The 15,261-nt window shown below is 51.4% G+C and carries 14 protein-coding genes; 8 read left to right on the top strand and 6 right to left on the bottom strand.

Annotated features, from left to right (window positions below):
• Together sucD and sucC are read right to left on the bottom strand one after the other, a co-directional pair.
• On the bottom strand, positions 1–873 hold the full coding sequence (sucD, locus tag AB0A83_RS01195) for a succinate--CoA ligase subunit alpha (RefSeq protein ID WP_150046149.1): 873 nt from the start codon (positions 871–873) through the stop codon (positions 1–3).
• Positions 873–2,042 carry an ADP-forming succinate--CoA ligase subunit beta gene (gene sucC / locus AB0A83_RS01200; RefSeq protein ID WP_150046150.1) on the bottom strand — a complete coding sequence of 390 codons (1,170 nt, stop codon included), beginning with the start codon at positions 2,040–2,042 and terminating at the stop codon, positions 873–875. The genes sucD and sucC overlap by 1 nt, the downstream gene beginning before the upstream one ends.
• Before the next feature lie 412 nt (positions 2,043–2,454).
• Between sucC and AB0A83_RS01205 the strand changes: the two genes are divergently transcribed.
• Positions 2,455–4,080 (top strand): ATP-binding protein, encoded by a 1,626-nt coding sequence (locus AB0A83_RS01205; protein ID WP_150046151.1) that lies wholly within the window; start codon positions 2,455–2,457, stop codon positions 4,078–4,080.
• The gene (locus AB0A83_RS01210) at positions 4,077–5,429 is read left to right on the top strand and encodes a sigma-54 dependent transcriptional regulator (RefSeq protein ID WP_150046152.1); all 1,353 of its coding nucleotides are present in this window, start codon (positions 4,077–4,079) and stop codon (positions 5,427–5,429) included. Before AB0A83_RS01205 ends, AB0A83_RS01210 begins: the two co-directional genes overlap by 4 nt.
• Positions 5,430–5,436: 7 nt before the next feature.
• On the opposite strand, the gene AB0A83_RS01215 is transcribed toward AB0A83_RS01210, so the two are convergent.
• A complete protein-coding gene (locus tag AB0A83_RS01215) occupies positions 5,437–5,940 on the bottom strand; it encodes a hypothetical protein (RefSeq protein WP_150046153.1) in 504 nt (167 codons plus the stop codon).
• A gap of 139 nt (positions 5,941–6,079) precedes the next feature.
• Positions 6,080–7,948, bottom strand: a complete 1,869-nt coding sequence (locus AB0A83_RS01220) for a GGDEF and EAL domain-containing protein (protein WP_150046154.1) — start codon at positions 7,946–7,948, stop codon at positions 6,080–6,082.
• Positions 7,949–8,129: 181 nt separating this feature from the next.
• Between AB0A83_RS01220 and AB0A83_RS01225 the strand changes: the two genes are divergently transcribed.
• The 6 genes from AB0A83_RS01225 to fdxA all read left to right on the top strand — a co-directional run bounded on the left by AB0A83_RS01225 (position 8,130) and on the right by fdxA (position 13,873).
• Positions 8,130–8,975 carry an HDOD domain-containing protein gene (locus AB0A83_RS01225; RefSeq protein ID WP_367155206.1) on the top strand — a complete coding sequence of 282 codons (846 nt, stop codon included), beginning with the start codon at positions 8,130–8,132 and terminating at the stop codon, positions 8,973–8,975.
• Positions 8,976–9,172: 197 nt separating this feature from the next.
• A complete protein-coding gene (locus AB0A83_RS01230) occupies positions 9,173–9,517 on the top strand; it encodes a DUF2069 domain-containing protein (protein WP_367155208.1) in 345 nt (114 codons plus the stop codon).
• A gap of 5 nt (positions 9,518–9,522) precedes the next feature.
• Complete coding sequence (gene hda, locus AB0A83_RS01235) at positions 9,523–10,221, top strand: DnaA regulatory inactivator Hda (RefSeq protein ID WP_150046157.1); 699 nt, start codon at positions 9,523–9,525, stop codon at positions 10,219–10,221.
• On the top strand, positions 10,218–11,150 hold the full coding sequence (locus AB0A83_RS01240; protein WP_367155210.1) for a ketopantoate reductase family protein: 933 nt from the start codon (positions 10,218–10,220) through the stop codon (positions 11,148–11,150). Before hda ends, AB0A83_RS01240 begins: the two co-directional genes overlap by 4 nt.
• 142 nt (positions 11,151–11,292) lie before the next feature.
• On the top strand, positions 11,293–13,398 hold the full coding sequence (gene fusA / locus AB0A83_RS01245) for an elongation factor G (protein WP_150046159.1): 2,106 nt from the start codon (positions 11,293–11,295) through the stop codon (positions 13,396–13,398).
• A 151-nt stretch (positions 13,399–13,549) separates the two neighbouring features.
• Positions 13,550–13,873 (top strand): ferredoxin FdxA, encoded by a 324-nt coding sequence (gene fdxA / locus AB0A83_RS01250; RefSeq protein ID WP_150046160.1) that lies wholly within the window; start codon positions 13,550–13,552, stop codon positions 13,871–13,873.
• A gap of 82 nt (positions 13,874–13,955) precedes the next feature.
• Here fdxA and AB0A83_RS01255 read toward each other — a convergent pair whose 3' ends face one another.
• Together AB0A83_RS01255 and AB0A83_RS01260 are read right to left on the bottom strand one after the other, a co-directional pair.
• The gene (locus tag AB0A83_RS01255) at positions 13,956–14,357 is read right to left on the bottom strand and encodes a hypothetical protein (RefSeq protein WP_150046161.1); all 402 of its coding nucleotides are present in this window, start codon (positions 14,355–14,357) and stop codon (positions 13,956–13,958) included.
• 53 nt (positions 14,358–14,410) lie between these two features.
• A complete protein-coding gene (locus AB0A83_RS01260) occupies positions 14,411–15,139 on the bottom strand; it encodes a DUF3240 family protein (protein ID WP_150046162.1) in 729 nt (242 codons plus the stop codon).
• Positions 15,140–15,261 lie beyond the last annotated feature (122 nt).

The following is a 15,261-nucleotide window of genomic DNA, read 5'->3' on the forward strand; positions in this document are numbered from 1 at the left end:
TTATTGGGGAAAACACGCGCGCATCGCCGCGCCGATGTCCGAAGGCGAGCTGACCATGCTAACGCCGGCCGCTTGCATCGCCGCGATCTTACCCGCCGCCGTGCCGCTGCCGCCGGTGACAATGGCGCCGGCATGGCCCATGCGTTTACCGGGCGGCGCGGTTTGGCCGGCAATGTAGCCGACCACCGGTTTGGTCACGTGCGCCTTGATGAATTCCGCCGCTTGTTCTTCATCGCTGCCGCCGATTTCCCCGACCATGACGATGCCGTGTGTGTCCGGATCGTCTTGGAAACGGCGGATCACGTCGATAAAGTTCATGCCGTGTACCGGGTCGCCGCCGATGCCGACGCAAGTGCTTTGTCCCAGGCCTTCGCGGCTGGTTTGATGCACGGCTTCGTATGTCAAGGTGCCGGATCTCGACACAATGCCGATTTTACCCGGCACGTGGATATGCCCGGGCATGATGCCTATCTTGCATTGGCCCGGAGTAATGACGCCGGGGCAATTCGGACCCACCAGCAAAGAACGGCTGCCTTGCATGGCCGCTTTGACGTTCAACATTTGCAGCACCGGTATGCCTTCGGTGATGCATACGATCAATTCGATACCCGCGTCCACCGCTTCCAATATCGCATCAGCGGCGAAAAAGGGCGGTACATAGATCATGGTCGCATTGGCGCCGGTTGCCTTTACCGCTTGTTGCACGGTATCGAATACAGGCAGACCCAAATGAGTGGAGCCGCCGCGGCCGGGCGTGACGCCGCCGACCAATTGCGTGCCGTAAGCCAAGGCTTGCTCGGAGTGGAATGTTCCTTGTTTGCCGGTGAAGCCTTGGCAAATGACGTTGGTGTTTTTATCGATCAAGATAGCCATTACGCTACGCCCTCCGCCAATTTAACCGCCAGTTCGGCCGCTTGATTCAAATCCGCGGCAGCTACCAGTCCCAAGCCCGATTCGTTGAGCATATTCCGCCCCAATTCGACGTTGGTTCCCTCCAATCGGACTACTACGGGGATGGTCAGGTGCATTTCCTCTACCGCAGCCAAAATACCCGAGGCGATCACGTCGCATTTGACGATGCCGCCGAAAATGTTGACCAGCACTGCTTTGACCGTACCGTCCGACAGTATCAGCTTAAACGCTTCTTTGACTTTGTCTTTGTTGGTGCCGCCGCCAACATCCAGGAAGTTGGCCGGTGCCCCGCCCTTTAATTTAACCATGTCCATGGTGGCCATGGCCAAGCCGGCTCCGTTCACCATGCAGCCGATGTTGCCGCCCAAGGTGATGTAATTCAAGTCGAATTGCTTGGCTTCGGCCTCTTTGGCGTCTTCCTGGCTTACGTCGCGCAGGGCCGCAATATCCGGATGCAAAGCCAGCGCGTTATCGTCGAAATTGATTTTTGCGTCCAGTGCCAGCAGGCGGCCGTCCTCGGTTTCTATCAATGGGTTGATCTCGATTTGGCTGCAATCTTTAGCCAAGAACAACTGATACATGCCGTGCAAAATAGTTTGCAGCTGCGCATGCAACGCTTTGGGCAAACCGAAAGCCGCGGCGATTTGCCGGCCTTGGTAAGCTTGCAGGCCGGCGGCCGGATGCACGCAGACTTTAACGATTTTTTCCGGCGTTTGCGCAGCGACCGCTTCGATGTCCATGCCGCCCGCGGCGGAGGCGACGAATATCAGCCGTTCCGTTTCCCTATCCAATAACAGACTCAGGTAATACTCGTTTTTGATAGCCGAAGCCTCCTCTACCCAAACACTGTTGACCGGCAAGCCGGCAGCATCGGTTTGATGCGTCACCAAGCGGGTTGCGATCAGCGCGGCAGCCAGTTTTTCGGCGTCTTCCGGACTGCGGGCCACTTTTACCCCGCCGGCTTTACCCCGGGCACCGGCGTGTATTTGCGCTTTGACCACGACCGCGGCGGCGTCCAAGCTTTGGGCGACCTGCAGCGCTTGTTGCGCACTTTCCGCCACCCCTCCTCGTGGAACCGGGATCGAAAAATCGCGGAACAGTTGTTTGGCTTGATATTCGTGAATATTCATTAATAAAGACTCCGCAGCTTTACCGTAAGAAGGAATAATCGATATGCCGCTATCATCGCACATCGCCCGCTTAAGGCGGCAGCGAAAATGCGCGAGGCGATTGCTGCGGCGGGGACCTGGGCGATTTCCAGCTGTGTCGCCGAATAAAACTCGGCGTCATTCCGGACCGTTTGTTGGTCATCGCCTCAATTGACGGTTGCTTGTCGCAATCAGGCATAGCTTTCCAGCCAATCTAAACGCTGCGGCCTAGGCCGGGCCGCAATGTTCGAGAAGCCGAGCCGCCGAGCGAATTCAGCGGCAACGATCGCCGATAGGCATTATGCTTATGTTAATTCCCGCAGAAAAGAGCTGAAACAGGGGGAAGCATTTCGATAAGCATATTCGCCTTACCCCCGTAACCAACCTTGTAGCGATGTCCGACAATCTGGCCGATACCATTTACCCCTGCCCATTTTCCAAGGCTTACGGCATACCGAGCCGGCAAGCTTGGTTGTTGTTGAAGATTTTTTTGATTTATCGCTTCATCAGCGCCAGCTTGTTTTCCATGCTGTTTTTTTTAGGTTACGGCATGTCGCTGCTGGGATCGCATGATGAAAGACTGTATCAAGTCGTCAGCCTGAGTTATTTAGGCATTTCCTTTGGCGCCGCTCCGGTGATATTCAAGCGCTGGCTGAGTTACAACCAAGTGGCGCAACTACTGATTTTGACCGACATCGTCTGCTTGACGCTAATGATGCACGCCAGCGGTGGGGTCGCCAGCGGCGTTGGCGGTCTGCTGGCGATATCGATTGCCGCGGCCGGTCTGTTGTTGGGTGGCAAATGCGCCTTATTGGTCGCAGCTTTGGCAACCTTGGCCGTGTTGACCGAAGAACTTTTCGCGATGTATAGCGGTTTTTTTAGTCTTAAGACCTTGAATTATTCCGGAGTATTAGGCATCGCCTTTTTTGCGATCGCGCTCATTTCGGTGGTATTGGCGCAACGCGTCGAACAATCGGTGAGTTTGGTCAAGCGGCATGCACAAACCATTACTCGCCTGGAGGAATTGAACCATTACATCATTCAACACCTGCAATCCGGCATCATGATAGTGGACAGCCGGCAGTTCATCGTGCAATGCAACCAATCCTTGTTGCGTTTGCTTAACCTTAGCAAGCCGCCGGTCCGCTTGGCGGACTTTTCCCCGGATATTCAACAGGCGTTTTTGCTGTGGCTTGAGCATCCCGATAGCGATTTCGCAATTATCGACATCGGGCAAAGCTCGGAGGTCCACGTGCGCTTCTCTCCTCTGCCGGTGGAGGGCGAGGGTTTGCATTTGCTGATCGTCGAAGACATTGCCTTATACAATCAGCGCTTGCAGCAAACAAAGCTGGCGTCGTTGGGCCGTTTGACCGCGAGTATCGCCCATGAAATTCGCAACCCGCTCAGCGCGATTAACCATGCCAGTCAGCTATTGTCCGAGTCGGCGGATTTAACGGGCGAAGACCTGCGCTTGACCAGTATCATTCGCAATCATTGCCGGAGGGTCAATAAAATCATCGAAGACATATTGACCTTATCGCGGCGCGAGCCTTCGCAGAGACAACGCATTGCACTCGACCAATGGCTGCCGGCCTTCGTGCAGGAACAAAATCAATTGTACGGCAGCAAGAAGCCGGCATTCGAACTGCAGAGTAAAACCAAAGGGCTGAACGTTTACGTAGACTCCGGGCATTTAAAACAGATTCTGGACAATCTATGCGCCAATGCTTTGAAATATGGTCAACCGGAACTCGGCCCGATTATGATAGAGGCGGACTTTTTCGCACAACGGCCATGTATCCGGGTGATCGATAACGGACACGGACTAGCCGGCGAACACCTCGCCCACCTGTTCGAACCGTTCTTCACCACTTCGCATCAGGGAACCGGCTTGGGCTTGTATATCTCCAAAGAGTTGGCCGAATTGAATCAAGCCGAATTAATTTACGCCAGGCAGCATGATAGAACTTGCTTTACCTTGTATTTGGCGAATGCCGACCACGTAGTAATAGAAATATGACCAAACCCGTTGCATTACTGGTAGACGACGAGCCCGACATTTTGGAGCTACTGGAAATTACCCTGAATCGCATGGACATTCAAACCTGCGGCGCACAAACTTTGGCGCAAGCCAAACAGTTGCTGGCCAATCAATCGTTCGATTTATGCTTGACCGACATGCGCTTGCCGGACGGAGACGGCTTGGAGTTGGTCGATTTGATTCAAAGTACCGGCTTGTCGCTGCCGGTTGCCGTAATCACCGCGCATGCCAGCGTCGACGTCGCAATCAAAGCCATGAAAAAAGGCGCTTTCGATTTTTTGACTAAACCGGTGGATTTACAGGCGTTAAGGCAGTTGATCGGCAACGCTTTACAGATATCCGAGCTGCAAGGCGCCAGCAAGGAACGCCGCACCCGCGATACTTTGCTCGGCGAATCGGCGGCGATGCGGGAAATTCGCTCCAAGATTCAAAAAGTCGCCAGAAACCAGGCGCCGATTTATATCAGCGGTGAATCGGGGTCGGGCAAGGAATTGGTGGCCAAGTTGATCCATCAACAAAGTCCGCGGGCGGACAAAGCCTTCGTTGCGATCAACTGCGGGGCGATCCCGCCTGAATTGATGGAAAGCGAATTTTTCGGACATAAGCGCGGCAGTTTTAGCGGTGCGATAGCCGACAAACAAGGCTTTTTTCAAGCGGCGCACGGCGGAACCTTGTTCTTGGACGAAGTCGCCGATCTGCCGTTGGCCTTGCAGGTTAAACTACTCAGAGCCATTCAGGAAAAGAAAGTACGGCCGATAGGCGAACAACAGGAAGTAGCGGTGGACATACGCTTACTCAGCGCCACCCACAAGGATTTGGCGAAAATGGTACAGGAAGGCAGTTTTCGTCAGGATTTATATTACAGGATCAACGTCATCGAACTCAGCTTGCCACCGTTACGGGCCCGCGCCGAAGACATCCCCCAACTGGCATTGCACGTGCTGCAACGATTGGCCAAGGCTAACGGCGTGCTTACCCCGCAACTGAGTGCATCCGCCCTCGCCGCACTGCAGCAATACGAATTTCCCGGCAACGTCCGAGAGCTCGAAAATATTTTGGAGCGCGCGTTGGCCTTGCACGAAGGCGATTGCATAGACGCCGGCGATTTAAACATACCGGCGCAGCACGGCAATGCGAGCTTTAACCGGGAACAGCAAGAAAGCGCACGGAAAAACATGACGTTGGAAAGCTATTTGCAAAACGTCGAAAAACGGGCGCTGACAGCGGCGCTGCAACAAAACAGCTGGAACAAAACGGCAACTGCACAACAACTTGGAATGACGTTTCGTTCCTTGTGTTTCAGACTGAAAAAATTCGGCTTGGATTGAGCGACCGTTACCGGTATTTTTCCATGCTTTTCAATTGGTCGAGAGCGGATTGAATCTTGGTATGCGTTTCGTCATCCAATTCGTTGTTTTTATATATTTTATCCAGCAGCCCTTCCTCTACTAACGCTTCTTTGATCCAGCGTTTAACGAAAGCATAATTGCCGGTGATTTTGACAATTTCCCCGGTCTTTGGATTTTTGATTTGATCACGCGCAAGCGCGGGGCCGGCAGCTACGGGCTTGGGTGTGGTAGTGGCTTTAGATTTAGCGGCGGGTTTTTTGGCCGCCGGTTTACTCGATGTTTTTACGGGAGGGGCAACCGGAACCGGGGTGGAAGGCGGCGCAGAGACGCTTACAGCCGTTTGCGTTTGCTCGATTTCCGCGTCCTTTGGGGGTGGGGGCGGCGTATCCAAGGCATCGCCGGATTCCGGTTTGCCCTTATTATCCGCAACGACTTCGAATAGTACATAAGCCACAAAAATGGTAGTCGCAACAAAAAGCAGTTCTGCCATAACCTCTCCCCTTGGTTGTTTTAGTTTTAAGAATAATGAGATAGCAATAAGGTATATCAAATTCGAATATACCAGACCCTATAAACGCGGTAAACCGCAAACCCTAAATTAACCGGTTTATCTCGAGTTTGTAGCCCGATTATTCGTCGGTCGTGTCCGCGTTTTCGGATTGACTTTTCGGCACCTGATTTTTTTGCGAATTCAATAAGATGGACAAGGCCACTTGTTGCCCGTCGAGTAAGTTGCGTTCCGGGCGGCCGAAGGCGTAGCCTTGCCCGAGGTTGACGCCAAACTCTTTTAACTTGAGGGCAATATTCGGAGTTTCGACAAATTCGGCGATAGTTCTTTTGCCGAGTTTTCCGGCAATTTCGACCATGGATTTGACCAAGATTTGGTCTGTTTCGTTATGGTCCAAATTTCTGACAAACTGGCCGTCAATTTTCACGAAATCGACCGGGAAAAACTTCAAATAATTAAACGAGCAAAACCCGGCACCGAAATCGTCCAGCGCAAATTTACAACCTAACTCCCTTATTTTGTTGATCATATCGCGCGTGCGTTCGAAATTGTCGACCGCTGCGGTTTCGGTGATTTCGAAGGTCAGGCGGCCGGCGTCCACCCAGGTTAATTCCAGCTTATCGCGTATCACTTGCAACAAATCCGGGTATTCGAACGCCGTACCCGACAAATTGATCGCTAGCGACACGCGGGAAAGATAGGGCGGCAGCGAGGCTAGAAAATCGATGGCGTGTTCGACCACCCATAAATCGAGGGCGTGGATTAAACCCATACGCTCCGCAACCGGAATGAACTGATCGGGCGTGATAATTTGGCCGTCTTCGCCGCGCATTCTCAACAGCACTTCGTAGTGGGAAATATCGCCGTTATTCAGCTGCACGACCGGTTGGAACACCAAAAACAAGTCGTTATCCCGCATGGCTTTGCGAATGATGGGCACCCAGTAGATGTCGCGGCGGCGTTCTTTGACCGACTGATCTTCGTGGTTATAAATTCTAATTTTGTCCCGGCCGCTGATTTTTGCGAATTTGCAGGCCTGGCGCGCGTGCAAGATCATTTCGCCGGGATGTTGGGCGGGATTGGCGGTATCGAGCGAGGCAACACCTATGGAGACGCTGACGCTGTAGCAGATTTCGCCGGTAAAAAATCGAAAATTCTCCACCGTCGCGCGTATGGTTTCCGCCAGCACATAGGCTTGTTTTTGCGCTTTGTTTTCCAGGAACAGGCAAAACTCGTCCGCGCCTATCCTGGCGAACAAGCTGTTCGCCGGAATCAATTTACGAATCAGTATGGTCAGTTCCACAAGTAAGCGGTCACCGACATCGAAACCCTCCAGCTCGTTGATTAAACTGAAGCGATCGATGTCGATAAACAGCAATGACCCCTCTTTTTTCATCTTGTTGCTGAGGTTCATAATCAGCTTCAGCTGGCGCTCGAAACTGCTACGATTGAATAAGCCGGTCAATTCGTCGTGAGCGACCAGAAACTTTAATTTGGCCTCGATCACACTTTTGGATGCCAGTTCGTTAATCAACTGTTCTTCTTGTTGATGGCGTAATAAACGTTCCTGCTTTAACCGCAGCAAAAAATTGACCGCCAATATCAGCGTGTTGGTATCCAGAGGCAGCTTGAGCTGGTAGGTCAGACATTGGTCTCCGGCGGAATGACTAGCAGGCCGCGTCGTAAAATTGCCGGAGTTCTGCCCCATAATAACGAACGGAATGAAACAACCGTCGCCTATCCCGGATAAGCTTTGATGCACTTCCTGCCAAACGCAGCCGGGCAACAGCTCGTTCAGAATAATCAAACCGATTCTGTCCGGCTGATCGTGAAATGGCCTGAGAATGTCGTAGATAGAACCGCCGTTCGCGGCTTGGCGGACGTCGCTAAATCCGTTTTGCTGCAAAGAAACGATGATCTGCTGCGCGGCGGTTTTGTCGTGCTCGGCAACGATGACGAGTTTTTCTTTCAAAGAGTCGCAAACAGTCATATACCATCCAGGTATGTTGGGTTATAAAAGGAGGCGGCGCTAAATCAAAAGCGTAATGTAATTAATTGCTTACGCTAGACTTGTATTTCTGCGGATAAAAGATAAGCTAAAAGTGTGTCCGCCCCCCATAACTCAAGGCTAAGGCCAGTATAGGCGCAATTTTCGCATTTGTAATTTGTTAATGACAATTTTTACTCAAACGCTGAAGGCAGAAGATTTATTACGAGGCGATCTAAAGTTAGCGTCGCCGCCTACCGTTTATCTGGCATTAACCAAAGTTATCGAAGATCCAAACAAATCCAATCGCGATGCTGCCGCAGTCATAGAAAGCGATGCCGGCTTGGCAATGCGTTTGCTTAAAATCGTCAATAGTGCTTATTTCGGCTTTCCTGCCAAAGTCAGCTCGCTACCGCTCGCGGTTTCTCTGATCGGGGTTAGAGAACTGCAAAATTTGGTGCTGGCGACTTTGGTGATCGAGCGATTTTCCGAGTTACCCGGCCAGCAGTTTTCCATACACGACTTTTGGGCCAGAAATTTGCGTTGCGCGCTCGCCGCACGGCATTTGGATGTTTTGTCGGGCAAAAAATATGCGGATACCGCTTTTTTATGCGGCTTGGTGCACAACATCGGCCAGCTGGTTATGTACAGGCGCATACCGGTGCTGGCTAGAGAAGTAGACCTTTTATTGCGCGCTCAAACCTCGCCCGACATTGACGAAGCAATGATAGAGACACAGATCATTGGTTTCGATAGGTATCAGGTCGGTGCCGCCTTGTCGACCATGTGGAAGTTACCGCCGATAGTGACTGATTCGATACGTTTGCATCGGTTTCCCGATTTCACCGGCCAGCATGCGCAGATAGCGACATTGGTAAGATTGGCCAATCAATTGAGCAAAGCGGATATGCCCGGACTTTCTGCGGCAATCGACGGGGTGGATTTGAGTGTGGAACAGATTAGCGTCGTGCTCGATCGAGTTCATGAGGAGTTTGCAACCTTATTCGATTTATTTTATCCGCCGGCGTAACACCCTGAAATAAAAGGCTCAATAACACTGCTAGGTTCCCTAGCCACCGGTTACGACATTCCACAAAAATCGACGCACAAGCAATATGCCTGACAAGCCTCTTCGATGAACACGCAGTAATGAACCTGCTTTTAACCACCGAGTTTGTGATAATGACCCGCCGTCGGCTATGAGCCGATATCATCCCTTGAATATCGATGCAGAGAATTTATTATCACTATGCGGCGTTAGCCGGTTTTTTCGGTTTGTTTTTTTTGCTGATGGCCTGGCCGACCTTGTTAGCGCCGAACACCGGTTTACCCAAGGCGTTGCTGTTGATCGTCAGTGTCGGGCCATTGTTGTTACCGTTCAAAGGCTTTTTAAAGGGGCACTTGAAAAGTTGCACCTGGATGAGCTATCTGAGCCTTCCATATCTGCTACACGGCATTACCGAGGCTTATGCCGATCCCATTCAAAGGCCGTTTGCATTAACCGAAGCGATATTCAGCTTGCTGCTTTGTTTCGGCGCAGGGTGCTACGTTTATACGGCGGAAAAGCGTTAAATTTCATGCCCGAACAACTGATAGTGCAATTCGAATATCGGAGCGACCGAACGTTTGCCGGCTATTACCCGGGGGCAAACGCCGAAGTGCTAAGGCATTTGCAACGCACGGCCATAGGCGAAGGCGAACAACAAATTTTTTTGTGGGGTAGCCGCGGCGGCGGGAAAAGCCATTTGTTGCAAGCATGCTGCCAATTCGCCAAGGCGCAAGGCAAGGATACGTTTTATCTGGATCTTTCCGTCCAAAGTCTGCCAAATCCTAACATCTTGGACGGTTTGGAGCACGCCGAGTTGGTATGTCTGGACGACATCCATAAAATTGCCGGCCAGCCTGATTGGGAACTGGCCCTTTTTCGGTTTTACAACGCGCACAGACAAAACGATAACCGTCTCATTCTATCGGCCGAAAGCCCACCTAAATACCTGGCTCTGCAATTACCCGATTTAAAAACGCGCATGGCTTGGGGATTGACGCTGAAAATCCAAGACATGGACGACGTCCAATTGAGCGAAGCGTTGCGTTTCAAGGCGAGGTACTTAGGGTTTGATATGCCGACTAAAGTAGCGCGGTTTTTAATCGCGCGTTATGTACACGATTTAACGGCGTTGTGGCAAGTATTGGCGCATATTGACAAAGCGACCCTATCGGCACACCGCAAACTAACCATTCCGTTTTTGAAACAAATCCTGGCGGACAAGCTTTGAGTGCGAATATTTTGATAGTCGGTGCCGGGGCGATAGGCGGATTTTACGGCGCATTATTGGCAAAAGCGGGGTGTAAAGTATCGGTAGTCTGCCGCTCGGATTACCGAATAGTCTCGACGCAAGGTATCGAAATCGACAGTTTCTCGCTCGGGCGTTGGACTTTCCGTCCCAGCCAAGTGCTACAACATAGTCGGGAATACAAAGGAGACCCGGATTTTCTGATCTTATGCTGCAAAGTCGTGCCTAGCGTAGACCGGGCGGCATTGCTACAAGGTGCGGTTGCCAATAAAACCGCGCTCGTGTTGTTGCAAAACGGCGTGGAAATCGAGTGGGAGCTGCAGCAAGCCTTCCCCGACAACGAATTGATCAGCGGCTTGGCGTTCGTTTGTTGCAATCGCACAGCGCCCGGCAAAATCGAGCATTTGGCTTACGGCCGCTTGGCCTTGGGAAGTTTTCCCGCCGGCCTCAGCCCGGCTACCGAACGCCTGAAAAATATGTTTAACCTAGCTGGCATGGAATGCGTCAGCAGCAACAATATCGTGGCCGACCGCTGGCAAAAGTGCGTATGGAATGCGCCTTTTAATCCGCTATCGGTTTTGTCCGGCGGTTTATCGACTGCCGAGATCCTGGCAACGCAAGAGGCTTTAGTCAGGCGCATCATGCAAGAAGTTTGTGGCTTGGCAGAAGCGTTAGGCTATCCGATGCCGGAACACTGCGTCGAATACAACATCGAGAAGACCCGCCGCATGCCGCCGTACAAAACCAGCATGTTATTGGACTTCGAGCGCGGACAGCCGATGGAAACGGAAGCCATATTGGGCAATGCGGTGCGTGCGGCCAAACGCCGCAATATCGCTTGCCCAAGTTTGCAAACCCTATATGAATTAATGTGTTTGCGCGAGCAGGGGCAACATAAAATCAAAACATAAAATTCTTGCAATAGAATTGACATTCTGTTTTTTTTGATTTTCGAGTAGAATGGGCGGATTTCTCATTGACACTGTTCGTGCAGAAAACTTCGGCAATAGTGCCAAGAGTAAAAACGTTTTCATCTCCATCAAGAGTATAACCATGACTGATCTATCGCTATATAGAAACATCGGCATCTTCGCGCACGTCGATGCCGGTAAGACCACCACTACCGAACGGATTTTGAAGCTGACCGGAAAAATCCATAAAATCGGCGAAGTACACGATGGTGCGGCGACGACAGATTTCATGGTGCAAGAACAAGAACGCGGCATCACCATTCAATCGGCGGCGACAACCTGCATGTGGGCGGGCAGTACCAATCAATTTCAACCGCACCGCTTCAACATCATCGATACTCCGGGACACGTAGACTTTACCATCGAAGTATATCGTTCATTGAAAGTACTGGACGGCGGTATCGGCGTATTCTGCGGTTCCGGCGGCGTTGAGCCGCAATCGGAAACCAACTGGCGCTATGCCAACGATTCTAAAGTCTCCCGCGTCATCTACGTCAACAAACTGGACCGGCTGGGTGCCGACTTCTACCGCGTCGTCAAACAGGTCGAAGACGTATTGGGTGCGAAGCCGGTCGTAATGACCTTGCCTATCGGCACCGAAGAAAACTTTGTCGGCGTCATCGATTTGCTGACTCGCAAAGCCTGGATCTGGGACAACTCCGGCGACCCTTTGAAATACGAAATTCAAGACGTGCCGGCCGACATGGCAGAGCAAGTCGAGGAATGGCGCGCTAAACTGATCGACCAAGTCGCCGATCAAGACGACGATATTATGGAAAAATATCTGGAAGGCGAAGAGCCGACCATCGAAGAAATTAAAAAATGTATCCGCAAGGGGACCATCGCGATGGACTTCTTCCCGACCTTCTGCGGCTCTTCCTTCAAAAACAAAGGCGTGCAATTGGTATTGGACGGCGTTATCGAATACTTGCCGAATCCTACCGAGGTCAATCCGCAACCGGAAACTGACATTGAAGGCGTACCAACCGGCGAACACGCCATTGTCGACCCTAACCGCCCATTCCGCGGCCTGGTGTTCAAAATCATGGACGACCGCTTTGGCGCGCTGAACTTCGTCCGGGTTTACTCCGGTAAATTGAAAAAAGGCGATACCGTATTGAATACCTATACCGGCAAAACCGAACGGATAGGCCGAATGGTGGAAATGCACGCCGACGACCGTAACGAAATAGAAACCGCGCAAGCCGGCGACATCATCGCGTTGATCGGTTTGAAAAACGTACAAACCGGCCACACTCTGTGCGACCCGGACAAGCCGGCCACATTGGAGCCTATGGTATTCCCGGATCCCGTCATCTCGATCGCGATTTCGCCGAAAGATAAGGGAAGCAACGAGAAAATGGGCATCGCAATCGGCAAAATGGTGGCGGAAGACCCGTCTTTCCGCGTCGAAACCGACCAAGAATCCGGTGAGACCATCATCAAAGGCATGGGCGAGTTGCACCTGGACATCAAAGTGGACATCCTGAAACGGACCCACGGCGTTGAGGTTAACGTCGGCAAACCGCAAGTCGCCTACCGCGAAACCATTACCCAGCGCATCGAAGACGAATACGTCCATAAAAAACAATCCGGCGGTTCCGGCCAGTACGCGAAAATCAACTACATTATCGAACCGAGCGAGCCGGGTAGCGGCTTCCAGTTTGAGTCATCCGTGGTCGGCGGTAACGTCCCGCGCGAGTTTTGGCCTGCTGTCGAGAAAGGATTTAAAGCCAGCATTGATAAAGGCGTGTTAGCCGGCTTCCCTTGCGTGGATTTCAAAGTCAATTTGACCGACGGTGCATTCCACGCGGTCGACTCGTCGGCTATCGCCTTCGAAATCGCTGCCCGCGCCGCTTACCGTCAAACGGTTCCTAAAGCGTCTCCACAGTTGTTGGAGCCGATTATGAAAGTGGACGTGTTCACCCCGGAAGCTCACGTGGGTGACGTGATCGGCGACTTGAACCGCCGGCGCGGCATGATTAAATCTCAGGATCCGGGCGTGACCGGCGTACGCATCAAAGCGGACGTGCCTCTGAGCGATATGTTCGGTTACATCGGCGATTTGCGCACGATGACCTCCGGACGCGGCCAGTTCTCGATGGAGTTTTCGCACTACACGCCTTGCCCGAAAAACGTGGCGGATGAAGTGATCAAGGAAGTGAAGGAACGCGAAAAGAATAAATAGCGGCCTGCACGGCAGTCGATAGCAGTCGCTATCGGTTGCCGTATTCAGGTCTTATCAGGCCAGCATCGGACTGCCAGCCGGCAGTCTTGTTATCAACCCCGTTTCCGCGCATAGCGGAAGTCCGTTCATTATCTAACCTTGGAAGGATATTATGGCTTTTGTAGTTACCGAAAACTGTATCAAATGCAAATTCACCGATTGCGTCGACGTGTGTCCGGTCGATTGTTTTCACGAAGGGCCGAATTTTTTGGTTATCGACCCTGATGAATGTATCGACTGCACCTTGTGCGAGCCAGAATGCCCTGCGAATGCAATCCATTCAGAAGACGACTTAGCTGACGATCAAGCACATTTTGCCGGCCTGAACGCCGAATTGTCCAAAACTTGGCCGTCGATTACCGAGGTGAAAGACGCCTTACCCGATGCCGAAGAATGGAACGGAAAACCGGGCAAATTCGCATTATTGGAAAAATAAGCTTGGAAAGCCGCTAAGCGCTTAGCGGATAACACAAATATTATAATTTTGCACCGCCATAAGGGTGGCCGGCGACGGTCGTTTACCAACGTATCGGGCTGTCGGCTTCACCCAATCGGGGCGGGAATTCTCTGACGATTTCAACCGTCGTCCCCCTGCGCCTATCCGCAACCCGCCTGTCTTGGCCGAAAACGTTTTTGAATGTCGGCCGGTTTTGCCGCACATCGTTATGCCAACTGCGGTAATAATACGGCCGAATGACGGTGAACTTGCCCTTGAAGCGATTGCCCCTTAATTTCTTAATTGCCCTGGCGGCCGCGCTGTCCGGCAGAACGTTGATCAAGCCGTGGCATTCTAAATTGCCGGTTTTCGGATCGTGTAATACCAGTACTCTGGCGCCGATAATTCTGCCGGCTTTTTTAAACAGCCCGCCTTTTAAAGCCGGTTCGATGAAATCCACAAGCTCCCGCGGATGGCTATCCATGGGAATTTTCCGCAAGAAAATGACCATTAGTATGTCGGTAGTTTAAACAAGCACTAAATAACCCCAAATTCCACGACGGGAGATACCCAATAATGAATATCATGCCCGGTAAATTGGCTTTTCAATTTTTCAATTAACGCCGAAATCACCTGTCGGGTTGCATAAAGCTGATAACGCTTGGACTGGTGTTCCGGACCGTCTAATTCGGTCATAAACCGGATAATATTATACTCTTGCCCAACCGGTTCTACGCTGGCTTCTTGCTTGTATTCCAATTCGAAATTAACTAAACATTCGGCAACAGCCAATTCTATTAACGACGGTACGACAAAAGTAACTTGATATTGTTGGTGATGTAAAGCGTTATAGAAATCGTCTTCGGTATTGAATCTATCGGAGACGTTTTTGATGACTTGCAAATTCTTACCGCGCCGCCGATCGCCGTGGCGTTTTTCGATAAAATCGCTGTTAGTTTGAGCGAGTTGTTGCCGCGGATCGTTATCCCAACTGCGGTGAAAATACGGGCGAACCAGCACATACCTGCCGTTTAAGCGTTTGTTGCGCAACATGTTTATCGCCTTGCCGACCGCCCATTCCGAATCTAAAGTCACCAAACCGTGATATTCGATAGAATCGTAACGAATATCTCGCAATGCCAATATTTCTATATTCAGTATGCGGCTGGGTTTTTTAAAGAAACCGTTATATAGTGCAGGTCTAACAAATTCGGAAATCTCAACGTGTCTCGTATTAGCGGGTATACGGCGTAAAAAAAGATTCATATTGCGACGCTTTTAATAAAAATTCGGTTATTAGAGTAGCAGCTTACGCGGAGTTTTGCTCGCCGCTCATGCCTGATGCCCGCAATAACAGAACAAGCTGCAGCCATGCTACCCCAAAACCT

This window comes from Methylomonas sp. HYX-M1 (assembly GCF_040741385.1).
In the GTDB taxonomy this organism is placed as follows: domain Bacteria; phylum Pseudomonadota; class Gammaproteobacteria; order Methylococcales; family Methylomonadaceae; genus Methylomonas; species Methylomonas rhizoryzae.